Source organism: Escherichia sp. MOD1-EC4550 (assembly GCF_963876935.1).
Classification (GTDB): domain Bacteria; phylum Pseudomonadota; class Gammaproteobacteria; order Enterobacterales; family Enterobacteriaceae; genus Escherichia; species Escherichia coli_F.
Window position 1 is genome coordinate 33,204 of record NZ_CAWNSE010000008.1, and the last position, 22,054, is coordinate 55,257.

A 22,054-nucleotide genomic window follows, 5' to 3' on the forward strand; every position below is an offset into this window, starting at 1 on the left:
ATCGTTATGTCCACATTACGCCTGCTCATCTCTGACTCTTACGACCCGTGGTTTAACCTGGCGGTAGAGGAGTGTATTTTTCGCCAGATGCCCGCCACGCAGCGCGTTTTGTTTCTCTGGCGCAATGCCGACACGGTAGTGATTGGTCGCGCGCAGAACCCGTGGAAAGAGTGTAATACCCGGCGGATGGAAGAAGATAACGTTCGCCTGGCACGGCGCAGTAGCGGTGGCGGCGCGGTGTTCCACGATCTCGGCAATACCTGTTTTACCTTCATGGCTGGCAAGCCGGAATACGATAAAACGATCTCCACCTCGATTGTGCTCAATGCACTGAACGCGCTCGGTGTCAGCGCCGAAGCGTCCGGACGTAACGATTTGGTGGTGAAAACCGCCGAAGGCGACCGTAAAGTCTCAGGCTCGGCCTATCGCGAAACCAAAGATCGTGGCTTCCATCACGGCACCTTGCTACTCAATGCCGACCTTAGCCGCCTGGCAAACTATCTCAACCCGGATAAAAAGAAACTGGCGGCGAAAGGCATTACGTCGGTACGTTCCCGCGTGACCAATCTGACCGAATTGCTGCCGGGAATTACCCATGAGCAGGTTTGTGAAGCCATAACCGAGGCCTTTTTCGCCCATTATGGCGAGCGTGTAGAAGCGGAAATTATCTCCCCGGACAAAACGCCGGACTTGCCGAACTTTGCCGAAACCTTTGCCCGCCAGAGTAGCTGGGAATGGAACTTCGGTCAGGCTCCAGCGTTCTCGCATCTGCTTGATGAACGCTTTACCTGGGGCGGCGTGGAACTGCATTTCGACGTCGAAAAAGGCCATATCACCCGCGCCCAGGTGTTTACCGATAGCCTCAACCCCGCACCTCTGGAAGCTCTCGCCGGACGACTGCAAGGCTGCCTGTACCGCGCGGATATGCTGCAACAAGAGTGTGAAGCGCTGTTGGTCGACTTCCCTGAACAGGAAAAAGAGCTACGGGAATTATCGGCGTGGATGGCAGGGGCGGTGCGGTAACTCGCTGATTAAAATATCCAGGGAAGGAAATATGATCGATCTGAAGAACCAGGAACGGGAGATTATCAATTTAATGTTCAGCCAGGGTATATCCTGGCTAACCGCCGTGCGTATCAGGCATAAACTATCACTTGCTGAAGTTAGTAAAATGTTGGGTATCTCGATTAATTCTCTAAAACAAATCGAAAAGACGGAACGGCTTAGTTCAAACATCAAAAACAAAATGGCAGGAATTTATGGTTGTCCGCCAGAGTTGCTGATATGCCCTTACTGGATGACGGCTGAACATAAATGAATAGATTCGTGAATAGATACTTGAATGTATTTTATTTTCTATCCATATGAAAAATAATAGTAAATCTATAAATCAGTTGCTATTGATGAATAGATACTAAAAAGCCGGAGCAGTCCCCCACTCCGGCTTAACACGACAATCGCCTTTCAGCGAAACACAATTACTCTTTATCGCCCAGCAGAACGGATTCCAGTGCGATTTTGATCATGTCGTTGAAGGTGGTCTGACGCTCAGCGGCAGTGGTTTGCTCGTGAGTGCGGATGTGGTCAGACACGGTGCAGATGGTCAGGGCTTTCGCGCCAAACTCTGCAGCCACGCCGTAGATACCAGCCGCTTCCATTTCCACGCCGAGGATGCCGTATTTTTCCATCACGTCGAACATTTCGCCGTCCGGAGAGTAGAACAGGTCAGCGGAGAACAGGTTACCAACGCGAGCATCAATGCCCAGTGCTTTAGCTGCATCTACCGCGTTACGCACCATGTCGAAGTCAGCGATAGCTGCAAAGTCATGGTCTTTAAAACGGATGCGGTTAACTTTGGAATCGGTGCAGGCACCCATACCAATCACTACGTCACGCAGTTTTACGTGCGGCAGAACTGCGCCACAGGAACCAACGCGAATGATTTTCTTCACGCCGAAATCGGTGATCAGTTCTTTAGTGTAGATGGAGCAGGACGGGATACCCATACCGTGGCCCATTACAGAAATTTTGCGGCCTTTGTAAGTACCGGTGAAGCCCAGCATACCGCGAACGTTGTTCACTTCACGAGCATCTTCAAGGAAAGTTTCAGCAATATACTTCGCACGCAGCGGGTCGCCTGGCATCAAAACTACGTCAGCGAAATCGCCCATTTCTGCATTAATGTGTGGAGTAGCCATCATTTTATCCTTTTTGTGACATATTAAAGGCGGAGTCACTGCTCCGCCCAAATCCATCAGAACATGGCTTTGCCATATTCCATATCAGAAGTACCAAAATATTTTGCCAGAGTCTGGCCGATATCCGCGAAAGTTTCACGGTGCCCCAGCGAACCCGGTTTTACTTTCGGGCCGTAAACCAGTACCGGAATGTGTTCACGGGTATGGTCAGTACCGGTCCAGGTCGGATCACAACCATGGTCAGCAGTGAGGATCAGGATGTCGTCATCACGCAGCAAAGACATCAGCTCTGGCAGACGGCGGTCGAACAGTTCCAGACCCGCAGCATAACCTGCAACGTCGCGACGGTGACCCCAGGAAGAGTCGAAGTCAACGAAGTTGGTGAAGACGATGGTGTTATCACCCGCTTCTTTCATCTCTTTGATGGTGGCGTCAAACAGCGCGTCCAGGCCGGTCGCTTTCACTTTTTTGGTGATGCCGCAGTTAGCGTAGATGTCTGCAATTTTACCGACAGAAACCACCTGGCCGTGTTTTTCATCAACCAGTTTCTGCAGCACGGTCGGTGCTGGCGGTTCAACAGCCAGGTCATGACGGTTACCGGTACGCTGGAAGTTACCGGCTTTGTCGCCGATAAACGGACGAGCGATAACACGACCGATGTTGTAGCCGCCGTTGGTCAGCTCTTCACGGGCGATTTCGCACAGTTCGTAGAGTTTATCCAGACCGAAAGTTTCTTCATGGCAAGCAATCTGGAACACTGAGTCAGCGGAGGTATAGAAAATCGGCTTGCCGGTTTTCATGTGCTCTTCGCCCAGCTGATCCAGAATGACCGTACCGGAAGAGTGGCAGTTACCGAGGTAACCCGGCAGATTAGCGCGCTCGACCAGTTTATCCAGTAGCTCTTGCGGGAAGCTGTTTTCGTGATCGGAGAAGTATCCCCACTCAAACAGAACCGGGACACCGGCGATTTCCCAGTGACCAGACGGGGTGTCTTTACCGGATGACATTTCGTGCGCCCATGCGTACGCGCCGATAACTTCAGCGTTGCCGTCCATTCCCGCCGGAATGAAACCGGTAGAACCTTCGTGTGCTTTCGCCAACCCCAGACGGGTCAGATTTGGCAGATTGAGCGGGCCTTTACGACCATTATCAGCTTCGCCTTTGGCACAAGCTTCTGCGATATGACCCAGGGTGTCAGCCCCGACGTCACCAAAACGTTCTGCATCTTCTGTAGCGCCGATGCCGAATGAGTCCAGCACCATAATAAATGCACGTTTCATATGTTCTCCGTACTCAGTGCTTCAAATTTAAATGATCAGATCAGTATACCGTTATTCGCTGATACGGCGATAGACAGTTGGTGTGCTTTCCGGTGCTTTATCGGCAAGTTTAATTGCCGCTTTCACCGCTTTCGCCGCTTCCTGCCAGCTGTTTTCGTCTTTCGCGTGGATAACCGCCAGCGGACGCTGACCGTCTACCTGGTCGCCCAGACGCGCCATATCAGTAAAGCCGACGCTGTAATCGATGGTGTCAGATGCCTGACGGCGACCGCCGCCCATTGCAACCACTGCCATTCCCAGCGCGCGGGTATCCATTTCACTGACAAAACCTTCGGTATCAGCATAGACTGCTTTCGTCAGCATCGCTGTCGGTAGATACTTCGCGTAGTTCTCAACGAAGTCAGTCGGGCCTTTTTGTGCCGCTACCATACGACCAAAGACTTCTGCCGCTTTACCGTTGTCCAGCACCGCCTGCAATTTCGCGCGCGCTTCGGCGTCATCTTTCGCCAGTTTGCCGGAGGTAAGCATCTCCACACACAACGCCATCGTGACATCAAACAGACGCGGGTTACGGTACTCACCTGTCAGGAACTGCACCGCTTCACGTACTTCAACCGCGTTACCGGCACTGGAGGCCAGCACCTGATTCATGTCGGTGAGTAGCGCGGTGGTGCGCACGCCAGCGCCGTTAGCCACGCCAACAATCGCTTCGGCAAGGGCTTCAGAGAGTTCGTAGGTCGGCATAAATGCACCGCTACCGACTTTCACGTCCATCACCAGTGCATCCAGACCTTCCGCCAGTTTCTTCGCCAGGATCGAGGCAGTGATCAGCGGGATGGAATCCACGGTTGCGGTAATATCGCGGGTCGCGTAGAAACGTTTATCCGCCGGAGCCAGTGAACTGGTCTGGCCAATAATCGCCACGCCGACGTCTTTAATAATTTCGCGGAAACGGTTGTCATCCGGGAAAATGTCGAAGCCAGGGATGGATTCCAGTTTGTCGAGCGTACCGCCAGTATGGCCGAGGCCGCGACCGGAGATCATCGGAATATAGCCACCGCAGGCAGCGACCATTGGCCCCAACATCAGCGAAGTCACATCGCCGACGCCGCCGGTCGAGTGTTTATCAACAATCGGGCCATTCAGATGCAGGCTTTTCCAGTCGAGAACGGTTCCTGAATCTCGCATCGCCATCGTCAGCGAGACACGCTCCGGCATTGTCATATCGTGGAAGAAAATGGTCATCGCGAGGGCGGCAATCTGCCCTTCGGAGATAGTGTTGTCGCGAATGCCGTTGATAAAGAAGCGAATTTCTTCATCGCTCAGCGCATGACCATCACGTTTTTTACGAATAATTTCTTGTGCGAGAAACAAGGTAACCTCCCGTGGAATAAGTTTGAAGGCGTTGTTGCCAGATGGCGGATGTTGTTATTGCCTGATGCTGACCGCTTCTTATCCTGCCTACACGGCAATCGTCCCGTAGGCCGGATAAGGCGTTCGCGCCGCATCCGGCATCACTGCTGACTGCCTGATGCGACGCTGACGCGTCTTATCAGGCCTACTGGGGGCATCCGGCATCCACCCTCTGGCAAAAGGCAGCTTAGTAGCTGCTGGCGCTCTTACCGTCGCCGTGGCCCAGCGCTTTCAGCAGGCTTGCCAGCAGGCTGGAAGCACCAAAGCGGTAGTGACGCGCATCTGCCCAGTCAGCACCGAACAGTTCATCTGCAATCGCGAGATATTTCTGCGCATCTTCCGCAGTACGCACGCCGCCCGCAGGTTTGAAACCAACGGTTTTCTCTACGCCCATATCACGGATCACTTCCATCATGATGCGCGCGCTTTCCGGCGTCGCGTTCACTGCAACTTTACCGGTAGAGGTTTTGATGAAATCAGCACCCGCTTTAATGGAGATTTCAGACGCTTTGCGGATCAGCGCTTCGTCTTTCAGTTCGCCGGTTTCGATGATCACTTTCAGCAGTACATTCGCTGCCGCGCAAGCCTCTTTACAGGCTTTCACCAGGTCAAAACCAACCTGCTCGTTACCCGCCATCAGCGCACGGTACGGGAACACCACATCAACTTCATCGGCACCGTAGGCGATTGCCGCGCGAGTTTCGGCCAGCGCGATTTCGATATCGTCGTTACCGTGTGGGAAGTTGGTTACCGTAGCGATACGGATTTCCGGGGTACCCTGCTCTTTCAGCGTTTTGCGAGCAATCGGGATAAAGCGAGGATAGATACAGATAGCGGCGGTATTACCGACCGGAGTTTTGGCCTGATGACACAGAGCGATCACTTTCTCGTCGGTATCGTCGTCATTCAGGGTGGTCAGGTCCATCAATTTCAGTGCACGCAGGCTGCTTGCTTTCAGATCAGTCATTTCATTCTCCTGGCTTGTCGCCAATAAAATTCACCTTGCGAGTTTGTTAGTATTCTAACATCGACTCCGCAACACACTTCGATATACATCACAATTAAGGAAATCTACTTACAAAATTGCATTACTGTAATGCGATCTGGTTCAAATAATTCACTTTCAAATGAATGCGTCAGTGGTGGCAAACGCATCAGGATCAAAGTGAACATCACGAAACTTCTTACAATGGCGCATCACCTTCGGCATAAAAAGGAACAGAAGATGCCCACTTCTCATGAAAATGCACTGCAACAACGTTGCCAGCAAATTGTCACCAGTCCGGTACTTAGCCCGGAGCAGAAGCGCCATTTTCTGGCGCTGGAAGCAGAAAACAATCTGCCTTACCCACAGCTTCCTGCCGAAGCCCGCCGCGCGCTGGATGAAGGTGTAATCTGCGATATGTTTGAAGGTCATGCGCCGTATAAACCGCGCTATGTCTTACCCGATTACGCCCGTTTTTTGGCCAACGGTTCCGAATGGCTGGAGCTGGAAGGCGCAAAAGATCTTGATGACGCACTCTCTCTGCTGACCATTCTTTACCACCACGTTCCTTCGGTCACATCGATGCCGGTCTACCTGGGGCAACTGGATGCGTTGTTGCAACCGTATGTTAGAATTCTAACACAAGACGAGATCGATATTCGAATAAAACGTTTCTGGCGTTACCTCGACAGAACCCTGCCAGACGCCTTTATGCACGCCAATATTGGCCCATCTGATTCACCCATTACCCGTGCGATTTTACGCGCAGACGCAGAGCTGAAGCAGGTTTCACCGAACCTGACTTTTATCTACGATCCTGAAATCACCCCTGATGACCTGCTGCTGGAAGTGGCGAAAAACATCTGTGAATGTAGCAAACCGCACATCGCCAACGGTCCCGTGCATGATAAAATTTTCACAAAAGGGAGCTACGGGATTGTGAGCTGTTACAACTCACTGCCGTTAGCGGGTGGTGGCAGTACGCTGGTACGCCTCAACCTGAAAGCCATTGCCGAGCGCAGTGAATCGCTGGATGATTTCTTTACGCGCACTCTACCGCACTACTGCCAGCAGCAGATCGCCATCATCGATGCGCGGTGTGAATTCCTCTATCAACAATCACACTTCTTTGAGAATAGCTTCCTGGTGAAAGAAGGGCTGATTAACCCTGAACGTTTTGTGCCAATGTTTGGCATGTATGGGCTGGCGGAAGCGGTTAACTTGCTGTGTGAAAAAGAAGGAGTTGCCGCGCGTTACGGTAAAGAAGCCGCCGCAAATGAAGTGGGTTATCGCATTAGCGCGCAACTGGCGGAGTTTGTCGCCAATACCCCCGTGAAATATGGCTGGCAAAAACGCGCCATGTTACACGCACAGTCGGGGATAAGTTCCGATATCGGCACCACGCCGGGCGCGCGTTTGCCGTATGGCGATGAGCCAGATCCGATCACCCATCTGCAAACTGTCGCCCCGCATCATGCTTATTATTATTCCGGCATCAGCGACATTTTGACGCTCGACGAAACCATCAAACGTAATCCGCAGGCGCTGGTACAGCTTTGCCTCGGTGCCTTTAAAGCCGGAATGCGTGAATTTACCGCCAATGTCAGCGGTAACGATCTGGTTCGCGTTACCGGTTATATGGTGCGTTTGTCGGATCTGGAAAAATATCGTGCCGAAGGCTCACGTACCAACACCACCTGGCTGGGAGAAGAAGCCGCACGCAACACTCGTATTCTGGAACGCCAGCCGCGCGTTATAAGCCATGAACAGCAGATGCGCTTTAGTCAGTAAGATTATCCCCTTCTCCTGCGTTGACGGGCCAGGCAGTCGTCTGGCTCTGTTTTTACAGGGCTGTAATCTGCGCTGCAAAAACTGTCACAATCCGTGGACAATGGGGCGCTGTAATGATTGCGGGGAGTGCGTGCCACAGTGTCCGCATCAGGCGTTGCAGATTGTTAACAGCAAAGTAGTGTGGAACGCAGCCGTCTGCGAGCAGTGTGATACCTGCCTGAAGATGTGTCCACAACACGCTACGCCGATGGCGCAATCCATGAACGTGGACGAGGTGCTTAGTCACGTCCGCAAAGCGGTGCTGTTTATTGAAGGGATAACGGTAAGCGGCGGTGAAGCCACGACCCAGTTGCCGTTTGTGGTGGCGCTGTTTACTGCTATCAAAAATGATCCACAACTGTGTCATCTCACCTGTCTGGTGGACAGTAACGGCATGTTGAGCGAAACCGGCTGGGAAAAATTACTCCCGGTGTGCGACGGCGCGATGCTCGATCTCAAAGCGTGGGGAAGCGAATGTCATCAACAGCTAACCGGACGCGATAATCAGCAGATTAAGCGCAGCATCTGTTTGCTTGCAGAGCGCGGTAAGCTGGCGGAACTGCGTTTGCTGGTAATCCCTGGCCAGGTGGATTATTTGCAACACATCGAAGAACTGGCGGCGTTTATCAAGGGACTTGGCGATGTTCCGGTACGCCTGAACGCGTTTCATGCCCACGGCGTGTATGGCGAGGCGCAAAGCTGGGCGAGCGCCACGCAGGAAGACGTTGAGCAGTTGGCTGATGCGTTACGGGAGCGCGGGGTGAGCCGGTTGATATTTCCGGCGCTGTATTTGTGACATGCCGGATGCGGCCTACGGTTCGGCACAGACTTGTAGGCATGATAAGACGCGTCAAGCGTCGCATCAGGCATTGTGCGCCAACTGCCGGATGCGGCGTGAACGCCTTATCCGGCCTACGGTTCGGCACAGACTTGTAGGCATGATAAGACGCGTCAGCGTCGCATCAGGCATTGTGCGTCGACTGCCGGATGCGGTGTGAACGCCTTATCCGGCTTACGAAGGGCAGACTACCCACGAACGTTAAACACCGCATACGTGTTATTAAGCAACACTTCGGCAATCTCATCCGCGGGTTCCGGGCGTAACTCGCACAGCACGGCAAACACACGGGCGGCCTGCTCCGGGCGGTTAGCCTGCCCCTGAAAACCATTGAGCGGCATATCTGGTGCGTCGGTCTCCAGCAACAACGATGCCAGCGGCAGCTTTGCGATGACATCGCGGGTTTTACTGGCGCGTGGATAGGTGATAGTACCGCCTACGCCAATTTTGTAGCCCAGCTGCACAAACCGTTCGGCCTGTTGCAGGCTGCCAGAAAAACCATGAACCACACCAGTGCGTGGCAAATTTTGGCGTTTAAGATGCATCGCCAGTTTGTCGTGCGTGCGCCGTGAATGAAGGATCACCGGCAGATCGTAGCGTTTCGCCAGTTTCAGTTGTTCATCAAGCAACCACTGCTGCCTCTCAAATTGCGGATCGTCACCAAAGAGATCCAGGCCGATCTCCCCCACCGCCACCACCTTCGTCGGACGTCTTCCCAACGCCTGCTGTAACTGATCCAGCGATGCATCGTTATGTTTTTCCAACATCCCCGGATGCAACCCTAAAGCGGCATACAGCGGTTGATAATTTTCCGCTAACGCCTGCACGCGGGCAAAATTTGCCGCCTCGGTGGCCGGAACAATGATCTTGCCTACGCCCGCTTGTGCCGCGCGTTGCAGGCTGGCCTCTTCATCGCCACTAAACGGCGGGAAATCAAAATGGCAGTGGGTGTCGATAAAACGGCAAATCAAGCCAAATCCTCATTGTTAAATGTCGGGTCGTTCGCCTGTGGAGCGTCTATCACCTCGGTAACCAGCGTATCGTTGGCGACGGGTGCAGGCGGAATAACGATCGACTCCGGCGTCACCACCGGCACCAGATGGCGGCTCAGCGGCGCTTTTTCAGTCAATAACTTACCGACCGTTGCCAGAAAATAACGCCCGCATAAACGCCCAAGTTTATAGTCTTCACGCAGCGCCGGAATCCGACTGCCGAGCGCGATACTATGTAATGGCTTCGGCGGATAAATTTCGAATATCCTCAACTGGCCCGGTGGTTTCTCAATAAATTGCTGAATCTCACGATAGCTGGTTTCATGATGCTGCACCAGATTGACCAGCGGCTGCAGGCTACTGTCACCCAGCCAGCGTTCCATGCGTTTGAACCACTGCGGCGTGTAGTACATTTGTGACGGCACAGTGCGGATGACGACTAACGTTTTTGCGCCCTGCCTTGCTGCCTCTTTAACCGGGATCGCATCACTGATCCCGCCATCCAGGTAATTAATGCCTTCCAGCGACACTCCGGTACGATAAAAGCCCGGTATCGCACTGGAGGCGCGAATCACATCCAGCCAGTTCTGTTTGTTTGGCAAAAAGTAATTCGGCGCATAGTCATCCTGACGACAAGCGCACATATAAAACGATTTGCCGCTGTCAAATAGCCGCGCTGCGGTGTCCATTTGCAACGGCATCTGGCTTGCGGTGGCCTCCACCAGCCAGTCGAGATCGATAAGATTTCCTCCACGGACAAAGCGCAATGGATCGAAAAATTCGCGTTTTGTGGTATAGCGCATGATGACTTTGCGCGCGTAACCGGGCTGATTGCAGATATACGCCGAGAGGTTCTGCGCCCCGGCAGATGTGCCAAGATAAAGATCGAAAGGATTAAACTGCGCGCGCATAAACTCATCCAGCACGCCAGCTGTGAAAATTCCACGCTGCCCGCCGCCTTCGCACACCAGAGCTATTCGTCCAGGCTGGAACGGCCTTAGCGACAACGGCGCAATATTACCAAGCGTTACAGGTATTCGCTGCCCCACCTCTGCCTTCCTGTTTTTGTTGTGAAAGAATGACAAAGTAACGCAATTTATTATTCGCTAAAACCGCAAAAGCCAGTCCGCTGGACTGGCTTTGGATAAAATTTTCTTAATGGTCTGAAATCTAGGGTCGTTTTCGGCCCATGAACAAACTCACCAGGAACAGAATAATCCCGACGACAAAGACAATTTTAGCTGCGCCTGCAGCAGTACCGGCCAGACCACCAAACCCAAGTGCGGCGGCGATTAACGCGATAACCAGAAATATGATGCCCCAACGAAACATATAAGCGTCTCCTTTACCATAGTTAATGTCACCGCTTGATATGAGCGTGAAAATCACTCAATGCGATATTTTTAGTGTGGTGCACATCGCGCCTCCCGACAAAGTTCGGGAGGTCGAATTACGACGAATTACTTAGTTTTCAGATCATTTTTAACGCTTTTCACACCATCTACCGCTTTGGCGATACTTTCAGCACGGTCGCTCTGTGCCTGAGAATCTACGGTACCGGAGAGCTGGACCACGCCATCGGTGGTTTCAACTTTCACATGACGGGAAGGGACGATATCGTCCGCCAGCAGTTTGGCTTTGATTTCACTGGTGGTGGCGGTGTCACCCGCGTAGCCCTTCACAGAGCCTTCTTTAGCGTCGCGAACGTGCAGTTTGTCGCTGACAGAGGTCACGCCCTCAACGCCTTTCGCCACTTTCACTGCCTCTTCGGCCTGGGCCTGGCTTTCAACGAAACCGCTCAGAGTCACGACTTTTTGATCGGTTTTGACAGAGATATCGGTGCTCTTGATGTTGTCATGATCCACCAGGGCCGCCTTCACTTTCGCGGTGATAGCGCTGTCATCCATGAAATTACCGACTTTATTCATAGAGCTATCGACTTTTTGCCCTGCGCTTTCATTGGTTGTCTGCGCGTTGTTTTCTGCGTAGGCAGAGCCGGTCGCGACGGCAGAGGTCAACATTACAGCCAGCAGAGTTTTCGAAATCTTCAGTCTTGTCATAGTCATCGATTTATTCCTGTATGTTTGCTCATAATTTGAGCCTGGCAACACGAGGTTGCATTGCTGAATAGGGAGAGACTTCACCCTCTACAGAAGTCAATGGTCACCATCACAAAAGCGATGGGTGATAAATAACGACCATTACAGCCTCTGAATCAGTTATTAATATCGGTAGAATGACAATCGACGGCTTTAGATACTGATATCTACGCATTGAACGGTATTTAACGCCGTCAGAAATGTCATTACTTTGTTAAATATAGATCACAATTTTGAAACCGCTCGGGATATCCCCTAAAACATAAGTAAAAGTGAATGTTTTAAGAACATTCCGTAAGCGGCTAATAAGGAAGGGAAATTGACAGGGCGCAGCGGCTACCGCGCCCTGGAGGCAAGAATTAATGCTCGCGAGTCTGGTGGAACTGAACGTCCGGATAACGTTCCTGCGCCAGGCGCAGGTTGACCATGCTGGTAGCGATGTAAGCGAGGTTATCGCCGCCATCAAGCGCCAGTTGGCTTTCGTTCTTACGCTTGAACTCTTCGAATTTCTTCGCGTCCGCACATTCTACCCAGCGTGCAGTGGCAACGTTGACTGACTCATACACTGCTTCAACGTTGTATTCGCTCTTCAGGCGCGCTACCACCACATCAAACTGCAGCACACCAACCGCACCAACGATCAGGTCGTTGTTGGAGATCGGACGGAACACCTGCACCGCGCCCTCTTCGGAAAGCTGTACCAGCCCTTTGAGCAGCTGTTTTTGCTTCAGCGGATCTTTCAGGCGGATACGACGGAACAGTTCCGGAGCAAAGTTCGGGATACCGGTGAACTTCATCATCTCACCCTGGGTAAAGGTGTCGCCGATCTGAATAGTGCCATGGTTGTGCAGACCAAGGATGTCGCCCGGATACGCTTCTTCAACATGCGAACGGTCGCCCGCCATAAAGGTCAGCGCGTCGGAGATCACCACATCTTTCGCGGTGCGCACCTGGCGCAGCTTCATGCCTTTTTCATATTTACCGGATACCACGCGCATAAACGCCACGCGGTCGCGGTGTTTCGGGTCCATGTTGGCCTGAATTTTAAATACGAAGCCGGTAAATTTATCTTCGCTCGCCTCTACGGTACGGGTATCAGTCTGACGCGGCATCGGCGCAGGTGCCCACTCTACCAGGCCATCCAGCATATGATCGACGCCGAAGTTACCCAGCGCAGTACCAAAGAACACTGGAGTGATTTCGCCCGCAAGGAACAATTCTTTGTCGAACTCGTTAGACGCGCCTTTCACCAGTTCCAGTTCGTCACGCAGCTGCTGTGCCAGATCTTCACCAACCGCAGCATCGAGATCCGGATTATTCAGCCCTTTAACAATGCGGACTTCCTGAATGGTGTGGCCTTTACCGCTCTGATAGAGATAGGTTTCGTCTTTATAAAGGTGGTAAACACCTTTAAACAGCTTGCCGCAGCCAATCGGCCAGGTGATCGGCGCACAGCCGATTTTCAGCTCGTTCTCAACTTCATCGAGCAGCTCCATCGGATCGCGGATATCACGGTCAAGTTTGTTCATAAAGGTGAGGATCGGCGTATCGCGCAGACGGGTAACTTCCATCAGCTTACGGGTACGATCTTCAACACCTTTTGCGGCGTCGATAACCATCAGGCAGCAGTCCACCGCCGTCAGGGTACGATAGGTATCTTCCGAGAAGTCTTCGTGCCCGGGGGTGTCGAGCAGGTTAACCAGGCAGTCGTGATACGGAAACTGCATCACAGACGTGGTAATGGAGATCCCACGCTGCTTTTCCATCTCCATCCAGTCCGACTTAGCGTGCTGGTTGGAACCACGGCCTTTTACTGTACCGGCGGTCTGAATGGCCTGTCCGAACAGCAGCACCTTCTCGGTGATGGTCGTTTTACCGGCGTCCGGGTGAGAAATAATGGCAAAAGTGCGGCGCTTCGCCACCTCTTGCAAATAAGGAGACAACGTCATAATTCTTTCTTCTTGAGTAAGCGGCATCGCGCCGCGCTTGTTGAAAACGAAAAATTGCGGCTATTTTACCCATCAATGGGGGGGAGGCAATCAGTGTTTACACAGGAGCTGCTCCAGTTCGTGCAACGAAGAAACGGTCCAGGTAGGCGCGATGCCTTCTGGTTGCTCGCGATTGTGCGCATTCAGCCAGCAGGTCGCAAGCCCGGCGTTGATGCCACCGAGAATATCGGACTCGGCAGTGTCGCCAACCATCAGCACGCGTGAACGGTCAGGATTGCCCGCCTGTTCCAGCGCATAATCGAAAATTTTCTTATTCGGTTTGGCTACGCCAACTTCTTCGGAAATCACCAGCAAATCGAAATAATCACGCAGGCCCGTGCGTTCCAGACGCACTTGCTGCAAGGCGCTAAAGCCGTTGGTGATGATGCCGATTTTGGCGTTGCCGCGAATGGCATTAAGCAGGGAAACCGCGCCCGGCAGCGGCGTGCAAATTTCCGCCATCGCATTAATGAAGGCCTCGTTGAGTTTACCTGGCTCGACGTTCAGCCGTTCGGCCCAGCTCTCAAAACGCCCGTGCTGAAGCTGTAATGAAGTGATCGCGCCGTTTTGATAATCTACCCACAGGGGCTTGTTAACGGCCTGATAGTCCTGAAAATCTTCAGCGGTAAAAGTGACGCTGTAATCAAGAAACATCCGCTGCAGGCCGGTGAACGAGTCAAAGGTAAACAGCGTTTCATCGGCATCAAAGAAAATCCAGTCCCACTTCATTATTCCACCTTGTCTTACATACTGATTGGCAACGCCATGATGATGGCGTCTTCGCGACCGTCCTTGGTGGGGTAGTAATTGCGGCGAATCGTCGCCTCGTTAAAGCCTAAACTTTCGTACAGGGCAATGGCGGCAGCGTTTGAGGCACGGACTTCCAGCCATAGCGTCGCCACGCCGCGTTTTTCCAGTTCGTCGATCAGATGTTCCAGCAGCGCCCTTCCCAGTCCCTGACGCTGATAGTCAGGATCGACTGCAATATTGAACAATGTAGCTTCATCCAGCACCACTTGCGTAATCGCAAACGCCGCCATTTTGCCGTTTTGCGTTAACTGAAAGTTGAGATAACGCTCGCCCTGATTACTGGCAAAGGTTTTTTCACTCCACGGAAAGGCGTGGGCGCGTTGTTCAATGTGGAAAGCCGCTGGTAAATCAGTCGTTTCGAGGGAAGAAATCGTGTTCATATGTGCAAATTTGTTGCCATAACGCGGCGCGTGCCGTTGGGTTTGCCCGTAATTCGGTGAGCGCCGGTGATGCCACCTGAGCGCCTTCCAGTGATAGCGGTTCATCAGTACCCAACCGCCAGCTGTTGCAGCGACTGCCTTGCGGCAGCATCGCGATCTTTTCTGGCGTCAGTTGCAGCACCTGGTCGGGGCTGACGGTTAATGCACGCAGAACATCGCTCACCAGAGGATCGGTCAGGGCGGGAAGATCGTTTGCCACCATCACCAGACGGACGTGTGCCGGGATCGCAATGGCAATCTCCCCCTGCAACGCGCCAGGGCGACGCAGCGACCACTGGGTAATGCCCAGCTGCTGTAACTGCCAGTCTCGTCGGGATGTCATAGCGAATCGCTCCTGTTGTCAGGGGCGCAAATATAGCAAATTCGTCGATACCGCGCCAACATATGGCTATAATCGCCGCCAGTATCAATTGAGGAGCATTCCATGTCTGCATTTACCCCGGCAAGTGAAGTCTTGCTGCGTCACAGTGATGATTTCGAACAAAGCCGTATTCTGTTTGCCGGAGACTTACAGGATGACCTGCCCGCGCGTTTAGATACCGCGGCCAGCCGTGCTCATACCCAGCAATTCCACCATTGGCAGGTGTTAAGCAGCCAAATGGGTGATAACGCCCGTTTTAGCCTGGTGGCAACGGCGGATGACGTCGCAGATTGCGATACGCTGATTTACTACTGGCCGAAGAACAAACCGGAAGCCCAGTTTCAGTTAATGAATTTACTTTCTCTGCTGCCGGTGGGGACGGATATTTTTGTTGTTGGCGAGAACCGCAGCGGCGTGCGCAGCGCCGAGCAGATGCTTGCAGATTATGCGCCGTTGAATAAAGTCGACAGCGCCCGTCGCTGTGGCCTCTATTTTGGTCGTCTGGAAAAACAGCCGGTATTTGATGCCGATAAATTCTGGGGCGAATACAGCGTCGATGGCCTGACGGTGAAAACGCTGCCTGGCGTGTTTAGCCGCGACGGTCTGGATGTCGGTAGCCAGTTGCTGCTCTCGACGTTAACTCCGCACACGAAAGGTAAAGTGCTGGATGTCGGCTGCGGTGCAGGCGTTCTTTCAGTTGCCTTTGCACGCCACTCACCGAAGATTCGTCTCACGTTGTGCGATGTTTCTGCGCCAGCAGTTGAAGCCAGCCGTGCAACACTTGCGGCCAACGGTATTGAAGGTGAAGTCTTTGCCAGCAACGTCTTTTCTGAGGTGAAAGGTCGTTTTGATATGATCATCTCCAATCCGCCGTTCCACGATGGGATGCAAACCAGTCTGGATGCAGCACAAACGCTGATTCGCGGCGCGGTGCGTCATCTTAACAGCGGCGGCGAGCTGCGAATTGTAGCGAACGCCTTCCTGCCTTACCCGGACGTGCTGGATGAGACATTTGGCTTCCACGAAGTGATCGCGCAAACCGGGCGCTTCAAGGTGTATCGCGCCATTATGACCCGCCAGGCGAAGAAAGGTTAAGTATCCCGCCGCAAGCCTTGCCGGATGCGGCGTGCTCGCCTTATACAACCTACAAAACCTGCAAGTTAGCCCTTCGTAGGCCAGATAAGACGCGCCCTCGTCGCATCTGGCATCTGCACCCAAATACCGTGTCGGATGCGGCGTGAACGCCTTATCCGACCTACAAAACCTGCACGTTAGTTTCCTGATGGACATTTTTCCAGCAATTACACCTCCGTCGATAATTAACTATTGACGAAAAGCTGAAAACCACTAGAATGCGCCTCCGTGGTAGCAATTCTTTTTAAGAATTGATGGTATGCGAAGGTGGCGGAATTGGTAGACGCGCTAGCTTCAGGTGTTAGTGTCCTTACGGACGTGGGGGTTCAAGTCCCCCCCCTCGCACCAAAAACCACGTTGATATTGCTCGCACTGGGCGAAGGTGGCGGAATTGGTAGACGCGCTAGCTTCAGGTGTTAGTGTTCTTACGGACGTGGGGGTTCAAGTCCCCCCCCTCGCACCAAACGAGGCGATATCAAAAAAGTAAGATGACTGTGCGAAGGTGGCGGAATTGGTAGACGCGCTAGCTTCAGGTGTTAGTGTCCTTACGGACGTGGGGGTTCAAGTCCCCCCCCTCGCACCAATTATCTTTACTTCCTTTCTTGTTTCTTCCTTGTTTTTTCATCCCTGATTCCAGTTCATTATCATCAGCATAACGCCAGCAATAAGCGCCAGGCACGATGGTAGCAAAATGTAATGCCGTAACTGTTTGTGATACAACATCGCTGGCGTCAACACCAATCCCATCAGAATAACAATCCGCCACTGATCCGGCGATAAATCCACATACGTCAGCCCTGCAATCAGCAATCCTGGCAGCAACACTCCCCAACCACTGCCCAGCATACGTTGCAACATGGTTTCATCTCTTTCATTGATAATGATAACTAATATCATATGATAATTTTTATCATTTGCAAGCCAGAAAAATCCCTTGCTATCGGGTAAACCTATCGCTAGGATTAGCAATCATTATCATTTAGATTACTATCCCGATTATGGCCTATCGTTCCGCACCGCTCTATGAAGATGTTATCTGGCGAACGCATCTCCAGCCGCAGGATGCTGGACTTGCAGAAGCAGTACGGTCGACGATCGCAGAAAATCGTGAACATTTGCTGGAGTTTATCCGCCTGGATGAACCCGCCCCATTCAGTGCCCTGACGCTGGCGCAATGGTCATCACCGAATGCGTTAAGTTCTCTGTTAGCTGTTTATTCCGATCATATCTACCGCAATCAACCAACGATGATCCGCGAGAATAAGCCGCTGATCTCCCTGTGGGCGCAATGGTACATCGGCCTGATGGTGCCGCCATTAATGCTGGCCCTGTTAACGCAGGAAAAAGCATTAGATGTGACGCCGGAACATTTCCACGTTGAGTTTCACGAAACCGGACGCGCCGCCTGTTTCTGGGTCGATGTGTATGAAGATAAAAACACAACACCACATTCACCGCAGCAGCGAATGGAAACGTTAATTAGCAAGGCGCTTGTTCCGGTTGTGCAAGCATTAGAAGCGACTGGAGAAATTAACGGTAAACTTATCTGGAGTAATACCGGTTATTTGATCAACTGGTACCTCACTGAGATGAAGCAGCTGCTCGGCGAGGCGACAGTTGAATCGCTGCGCCATGCCCTCTTTTTTGAGAAAACGCTCACTACCGGTGAAGATAATCCACTCTGGCGTACCGTGGTGCTGCGCGACGGCCTGCTGGTGCGCCGCACTTGCTGCCAGCGTTATCGCTTGCCGGATGTGCAGCAATGTGGTGACTGTACGCTGAAATAGAAAAATTTGCCGGGGAAGTAAACCCGGCATTAAGCGTATTAATAGGGGTGCAACACGTTACTTGCTTCGCAATGACGCATACATAACAGAATGTCTGCGGCCTCCAACAACCCTGCATCAGAACTGACGCCCAGTTTCGACATTACATTAAATTTATGCGCGCGGATCGTTTTGATATTGCGTTTAAGCTGCTCGGCAATTTGTGTCATTGAGTAGCCACGCGACATAAAGCGCAATATTTCTCTCTCCGTCGGGCTTAGCGTCCGGCTTTGGTTAATGTACCACTGATTGTTCAATCGGTCGGTCGCCTGACGCACACCATTTAATGACAAAAAGAGTTCTTGATGAAAAATCTCCAGCGTCGACGCTTTACTTAATACACCGTCCAGCGGTGATGGCGACAATGAACCAATCAGCCGAGCTTCAATATCATCATCCGCAATAACTAAACGGCGAGTACGCGGAAACTTAATCGCCAGTTCAGTCAGGCAAGATAATCCCTCTCTGCGTTTACTTCTCATGGCAGAAAAAGAAAAAATGACCGCCGCAAACGAGATCCGCGACATGGCATCCTGAAATGACTCCTGACTGGTATAGATATGGAGCTTATAAGGGTTACCTGCAAACCTTCTGAATAAACTCTCAATACCGATACTGCTCATGACGCATTTTTCTATGAGTGCGACATTTCTCTTCTTAATTCGGCTGTGTTCCATTCTGCGGCATCTCCATAAACAGAAGGCAAGTTAAGTTCTCTTGCACCCTGCGCGCTATTTATCCATGCATACATTTCAGCGTTGCTGTGAATTGCCAGTCGACGCATCGCACTGTTTTTTTGGGCGCTGATAGTTTTATTACTTTTCTTAAGCAATGAAGCTATCTGGTTGATGCCCCATCCTTTACCTAATAGCCGCAGCACTTTGCGCTCTGAAAGAGTGAGAATGACGGAGCGATAGCTAAAATCATGAGTTTCAGTCATTGCCGGAGAGGTCAGCATGGCGCTGATACGCTCTGCGTGCGTATTGCCAGAACGCACGGTCTTGACCAGATTCTCAATGGGTTCAACATCAGACAATAATGTCGCCGTAGGGCACATGAGCAGTTCTACCGCCTGGGAATACCAGGAGCGTGACACCATGAAAACCCAGTGAATTTCCCGATATTGTGAGATTAAAGAATAATAATGCTCACAAACAGAACGTGGATCTTCACTTTCACCGGCTAAATCTGCAATAACTAATCCGGAACGACGTAATTGTAATAAGGTAAGGTCCTCCGCAGAGGCGCTGGATATTATTTTATATTCAGGGAAGTGAGTCCTCATGACCTCTTTTAATCCTGCTTGCATAACAGGTATTTTACTGATAACAATTCCATTTTTGCAGCATCCTGGCAACATATTTCCTCCACATCCACTGTCTAAAAATCATGATGGTCTATTCAGGATATTCATTCCTTAAATGTTTCCAGCAAATTAATAGATTAAGCGAATAAATTATCCTTTGCATTCACTTTCATATCAGCATACTCCTGCTGCACAATAACTCCACTGCATGTGTCAGAAGGTTAGCATCAAATGATAACCTGGTGAAATAGCCTGGAGACATTTAAAATATCTACATTAAGTTGTTAGAAATACTTAATGAAAAACAGAATCCTCATTCATTTAATTTATAATTAACTGATATCCCTTCCCGCAGGAAGCAAAATCACACAATCAATATTTATTCAATAAAATCTGATAGTTTTAACTTGTTAAAATTAAAAAACGCGCCCAGTTATCTTTTATCCTGATTCGTAAGGGCTAAACAATAAATTCATTATAGTGATAATATTCATGCGATAATTTATTTGCGGCGAGAGATTATTCGCTTTTTACCACCAAACCTCTCCCGATAACCAGGATTAATCAGCGCAATTTTGATCTTAACCTGCCGCAAAACAACCGCGCTTCATGATACAAATAGATTCTCATTATCTGAACAATACGCAGCGCGTCTATGACAAAGGGCGAGTTATGCAAACTGAGCAACAGCGAGCCGTGACACGGCTTTGTATCCAGTGCGGATTATTTCTTTTGCAACATGGTGCGGAAAGCGCGTTGGTTGATGAGCTTTCCTCACGACTGGGTCGGGCGCTGGGAATGGACAGCGTCGAAAGTTCTATCTCTTCGAACGCCATCGTGCTGACAACCATTAAAGATGGGCAATGCCTGACATCGACACGTAAAAATCACGATCGCGGCATTAATATGCATGTGGTGACTGAAGTCCAGCACATTGTGATTCTGGCGGAGCATCAACTGCTGGATTACAAAGGCGTAGAGAAAAGATTTAGCCAAATTCAGCCATTACGTTACCCGCGATGGCTGGTAGCCTTGATGGTCGGCCTTTCTTGCGCCTGTTTCTGTAAACTCAATAACGGTGGCTGGGACGGTGCCGTCATCACCTTCTTTGCCAGTACGGTCGCAATGTATATCCGCCAGCTGCTGGCACAACGTCATCTTCATCCACAGATCAACTTTTGCCTCACCGCTTTCGCCGCCACCACCATTTCCGGTTTGCTTTTGCAACTTCCCACTTTCAGTAATACCCCCACCATTGCGATGGCCGCCAGCGTTCTCTTGCTGGTGCCGGGCTTTCCGTTGATTAATGCCGTCGCCGATATGTTTAAAGGCCACATCAATACCGGACTGGCACGCTGGGCGATCGCCAGTCTGCTGACACTGGCTACCTGCGTCGGCGTGGTGATGGCACTGACGATTTGGGGGCTACGCGGATGGGTGTGATCGAATTTCTGTTAGCATTGGCGCAGGATATGATCCTCGCCGCCATTCCAGCGGTCGGCTTTGCGATGGTGTTCAACGTTCCCGTTCGGGCGTTACGCTGGTGTGCGCTGCTTGGTGCGATAGGTCATGGTTCCCGAATGATCTTAATGACCAGCGGGCTGAATATTGAATGGTCAACCTTTATGGCCTCTATGCTGGTCGGCACCATTGGTATTCAATGGTCGCGCTGGTATCTGGCACATCCGAAAGTGTTTACCGTGGCGGCTGTTATCCCCATGTTTCCGGGCATCTCTGCTTATACTGCAATGATTTCGGCGGTAAAAATCAGCCAGCTAGGTTACAGCGAACCGTTGATGATTACCCTGTTAACCAACTTTCTTACAGCTTCATCGATTGTTGGTGCATTATCCATCGGCCTTTCCATTCCTGGATTATGGTTGTACCGCAAACGCCCTCGCGTATAAAATTGCCTCACTTAAAGCACGCGGATGAGAGACAGCCTCCTCTCCTCCGTGTGTTACTATAAAAGTTATCTCCCTTCTCGTTCATCGTTCCATATTTGAGAAACAGTATGTCTTCCAGAGTTTTGACCCCGGACGTCGTTGGTATTGACGCCCTGGTACACGATCACCAAACCGTTCTGGCAAAAGCTGAAGGCGGTGTGGTTGCCGTATTTGCTAACAATGCCCCGGCGTTTTATGCCGTCACGCCTGCGCGCCTGGCTGAACTGCTGGCGCTGGAAGAAAAGCTGGCGCGTCCAGGAAGCGATGTCGCTCTGGACGATCAACTCTATCAGGAACCGCAAGCCGCTCCCGTTGCTGTACCCATGGGGAAATTCGCCATGTATCCGGACTGGCAACCCGATGCCGACTTTATCCGCCTGGCGGCGCTATGGGGCGTGGCGCTAAGAGAGCCGGTGACCACCGAAGAACTGGCCTCATTCATTGCCTACTGGCAGGCGGAAGGTAAAGTCTTTCACCATGTACAGTGGCAACAAAAACTGGCGCGCAGCCTGCAAATCGGCCGTGCCAGCAACGGCGGACTGCCGAAACGAGATGTGAACACGGTCAGCGAACCTGACAGCCAAATTCCACCAGGATTCAGAGGGTAA

General features: G+C 51.6%; 24 protein-coding genes and 3 tRNA genes. 12 read left to right on the top strand and 15 right to left on the bottom strand.

Features of this window, described 5'->3' with window-relative positions:
- The first annotated feature begins 6 nt into the window (after positions 1–6).
- The gene (lplA, locus tag AACU19_RS04735; protein ID WP_000105850.1) at positions 7–1,023 is read left to right on the top strand and encodes a lipoate--protein ligase LplA; all 1,017 of its coding nucleotides are present in this window, start codon (positions 7–9) and stop codon (positions 1,021–1,023) included.
- Between the two features lie 31 nt (positions 1,024–1,054).
- Positions 1,055–1,318 (top strand): helix-turn-helix domain-containing protein, encoded by a 264-nt coding sequence (locus tag AACU19_RS04740; protein WP_000566247.1) that lies wholly within the window; start codon positions 1,055–1,057, stop codon positions 1,316–1,318.
- A 160-nt stretch (positions 1,319–1,478) separates the two neighbouring features.
- Here AACU19_RS04740 and deoD read toward each other — a convergent pair whose 3' ends face one another.
- The 4 genes from deoD to deoC all read right to left on the bottom strand — a co-directional run bounded on the left by deoD (position 1,479) and on the right by deoC (position 5,858).
- Positions 1,479–2,198, bottom strand: coding sequence for a purine-nucleoside phosphorylase (deoD, locus tag AACU19_RS04745; protein WP_000224877.1), 720 nt, complete (start codon positions 2,196–2,198; stop codon positions 1,479–1,481).
- Between the two features lie 56 nt (positions 2,199–2,254).
- Positions 2,255–3,478 (bottom strand): phosphopentomutase, encoded by a 1,224-nt coding sequence (gene deoB / locus AACU19_RS04750; protein ID WP_000816471.1) that lies wholly within the window; start codon positions 3,476–3,478, stop codon positions 2,255–2,257.
- 51 nt (positions 3,479–3,529) lie between these two features.
- Positions 3,530–4,852, bottom strand: coding sequence for a thymidine phosphorylase (deoA, locus tag AACU19_RS04755; RefSeq protein ID WP_000477829.1), 1,323 nt, complete (start codon positions 4,850–4,852; stop codon positions 3,530–3,532).
- A gap of 226 nt (positions 4,853–5,078) precedes the next feature.
- On the bottom strand, positions 5,079–5,858 hold the full coding sequence (gene deoC, locus AACU19_RS04760; protein WP_001295412.1) for a deoxyribose-phosphate aldolase: 780 nt from the start codon (positions 5,856–5,858) through the stop codon (positions 5,079–5,081).
- A gap of 258 nt (positions 5,859–6,116) precedes the next feature.
- Between deoC and AACU19_RS04765 the strand changes: the two genes are divergently transcribed.
- Both AACU19_RS04765 and AACU19_RS04770 read left to right on the top strand, forming a co-directional pair.
- Entirely contained in the window at positions 6,117–7,667 is a 1,551-nt protein-coding gene (locus AACU19_RS04765) for a YjjI family glycine radical enzyme (RefSeq protein ID WP_039020381.1), read from the top strand.
- Positions 7,639–8,502, top strand: coding sequence for a YjjW family glycine radical enzyme activase (locus AACU19_RS04770; RefSeq protein WP_039020382.1), 864 nt, complete (start codon positions 7,639–7,641; stop codon positions 8,500–8,502). The genes AACU19_RS04765 and AACU19_RS04770 overlap by 29 nt, the downstream gene beginning before the upstream one ends.
- A 230-nt stretch (positions 8,503–8,732) precedes the next feature.
- Here AACU19_RS04770 and AACU19_RS04775 read toward each other — a convergent pair whose 3' ends face one another.
- The 8 genes from AACU19_RS04775 to holD form a co-directional block, all read right to left on the bottom strand.
- Positions 8,733–9,515, bottom strand: coding sequence for a metal-dependent hydrolase (locus tag AACU19_RS04775; RefSeq protein WP_103253526.1), 783 nt, complete (start codon positions 9,513–9,515; stop codon positions 8,733–8,735).
- The gene (locus AACU19_RS04780; protein ID WP_032183149.1) at positions 9,512–10,585 is read right to left on the bottom strand and encodes a patatin-like phospholipase family protein; all 1,074 of its coding nucleotides are present in this window, start codon (positions 10,583–10,585) and stop codon (positions 9,512–9,514) included. Before AACU19_RS04780 ends, AACU19_RS04775 begins: the two co-directional genes overlap by 4 nt.
- A 121-nt stretch (positions 10,586–10,706) precedes the next feature.
- Complete coding sequence (locus tag AACU19_RS04785; RefSeq protein ID WP_000490275.1) at positions 10,707–10,868, bottom strand: DUF1328 domain-containing protein; 162 nt, start codon at positions 10,866–10,868, stop codon at positions 10,707–10,709.
- A gap of 128 nt (positions 10,869–10,996) precedes the next feature.
- Positions 10,997–11,602 carry a molecular chaperone OsmY gene (gene osmY / locus AACU19_RS04790; protein ID WP_001295748.1) on the bottom strand — a complete coding sequence of 202 codons (606 nt, stop codon included), beginning with the start codon at positions 11,600–11,602 and terminating at the stop codon, positions 10,997–10,999.
- Between the two features lie 392 nt (positions 11,603–11,994).
- On the bottom strand, positions 11,995–13,584 hold the full coding sequence (prfC, locus tag AACU19_RS04795) for a peptide chain release factor 3 (protein WP_000175940.1): 1,590 nt from the start codon (positions 13,582–13,584) through the stop codon (positions 11,995–11,997).
- Positions 13,585–13,674: 90 nt separating this feature from the next.
- Positions 13,675–14,352 carry a pyrimidine 5'-nucleotidase gene (gene yjjG, locus AACU19_RS04800; protein ID WP_000870712.1) on the bottom strand — a complete coding sequence of 226 codons (678 nt, stop codon included), beginning with the start codon at positions 14,350–14,352 and terminating at the stop codon, positions 13,675–13,677.
- A 14-nt stretch (positions 14,353–14,366) separates the two neighbouring features.
- On the bottom strand, positions 14,367–14,813 hold the full coding sequence (rimI, locus tag AACU19_RS04805) for a ribosomal protein S18-alanine N-acetyltransferase (protein WP_001092449.1): 447 nt from the start codon (positions 14,811–14,813) through the stop codon (positions 14,367–14,369).
- Positions 14,782–15,195, bottom strand: coding sequence for a DNA polymerase III subunit psi (holD, locus tag AACU19_RS04810; RefSeq protein ID WP_000204018.1), 414 nt, complete (start codon positions 15,193–15,195; stop codon positions 14,782–14,784). Before holD ends, rimI begins: the two co-directional genes overlap by 32 nt.
- 102 nt (positions 15,196–15,297) lie before the next feature.
- On the opposite strand from holD, the gene rsmC reads away from it, so the two are divergent.
- The 4 genes from rsmC (at position 15,298) to AACU19_RS04830 (ending at position 16,951) form a co-directional block, all read left to right on the top strand.
- Positions 15,298–16,329: a 16S rRNA (guanine(1207)-N(2))-methyltransferase RsmC gene (rsmC, locus tag AACU19_RS04815; protein WP_105278744.1), complete on the top strand. Its 1,032-nt coding sequence runs from the start codon at positions 15,298–15,300 to the stop codon at positions 16,327–16,329.
- A gap of 300 nt (positions 16,330–16,629) precedes the next feature.
- A tRNA-Leu gene (locus tag AACU19_RS04820) sits at positions 16,630–16,716 on the top strand.
- Positions 16,717–16,744: 28 nt separating this feature from the next.
- A tRNA-Leu gene (locus tag AACU19_RS04825) sits at positions 16,745–16,831 on the top strand.
- Positions 16,832–16,864: 33 nt separating this feature from the next.
- Positions 16,865–16,951, top strand: a tRNA-Leu gene (locus AACU19_RS04830).
- Between the two features lie 38 nt (positions 16,952–16,989).
- On the opposite strand, the gene AACU19_RS04835 is transcribed toward AACU19_RS04830, so the two are convergent.
- The gene (locus AACU19_RS04835) at positions 16,990–17,226 is read right to left on the bottom strand and encodes a DUF1435 domain-containing protein (protein ID WP_123057655.1); all 237 of its coding nucleotides are present in this window, start codon (positions 17,224–17,226) and stop codon (positions 16,990–16,992) included.
- A 140-nt stretch (positions 17,227–17,366) separates the two neighbouring features.
- Here AACU19_RS04835 and fhuF point away from each other — a divergent pair, with 140 nt between their 5' ends.
- Positions 17,367–18,155, top strand: coding sequence for a siderophore-iron reductase FhuF (gene fhuF / locus AACU19_RS04840; RefSeq protein WP_105278746.1), 789 nt, complete (start codon positions 17,367–17,369; stop codon positions 18,153–18,155).
- A gap of 38 nt (positions 18,156–18,193) precedes the next feature.
- Here the strand turns inward: fhuF and bglJ are convergent, their stop codons facing one another.
- Complete coding sequence (gene bglJ / locus AACU19_RS04845) at positions 18,194–18,871, bottom strand: DNA-binding transcriptional activator BglJ (RefSeq protein ID WP_105278747.1); 678 nt, start codon at positions 18,869–18,871, stop codon at positions 18,194–18,196.
- Positions 18,829–19,554, bottom strand: a complete 726-nt coding sequence (locus tag AACU19_RS04850; protein ID WP_097505658.1) for a helix-turn-helix domain-containing protein — start codon at positions 19,552–19,554, stop codon at positions 18,829–18,831. Before AACU19_RS04850 ends, bglJ begins: the two co-directional genes overlap by 43 nt.
- Positions 19,555–20,172: 618 nt before the next feature.
- Between AACU19_RS04850 and AACU19_RS04855 the strand changes: the two genes are divergently transcribed.
- The 3 genes from AACU19_RS04855 (at position 20,173) to dnaT (ending at position 22,054) form a co-directional block, all read left to right on the top strand.
- The gene (locus AACU19_RS04855; RefSeq protein WP_105278748.1) at positions 20,173–20,943 is read left to right on the top strand and encodes a threonine/serine exporter family protein; all 771 of its coding nucleotides are present in this window, start codon (positions 20,173–20,175) and stop codon (positions 20,941–20,943) included.
- A complete protein-coding gene (locus tag AACU19_RS04860) occupies positions 20,934–21,407 on the top strand; it encodes a threonine/serine exporter (protein ID WP_000538188.1) in 474 nt (157 codons plus the stop codon). Before AACU19_RS04855 ends, AACU19_RS04860 begins: the two co-directional genes overlap by 10 nt.
- A 107-nt stretch (positions 21,408–21,514) precedes the next feature.
- Positions 21,515–22,054, top strand: a complete 540-nt coding sequence (dnaT, locus tag AACU19_RS04865) for a primosomal protein DnaT (RefSeq protein ID WP_000098818.1) — start codon at positions 21,515–21,517, stop codon at positions 22,052–22,054.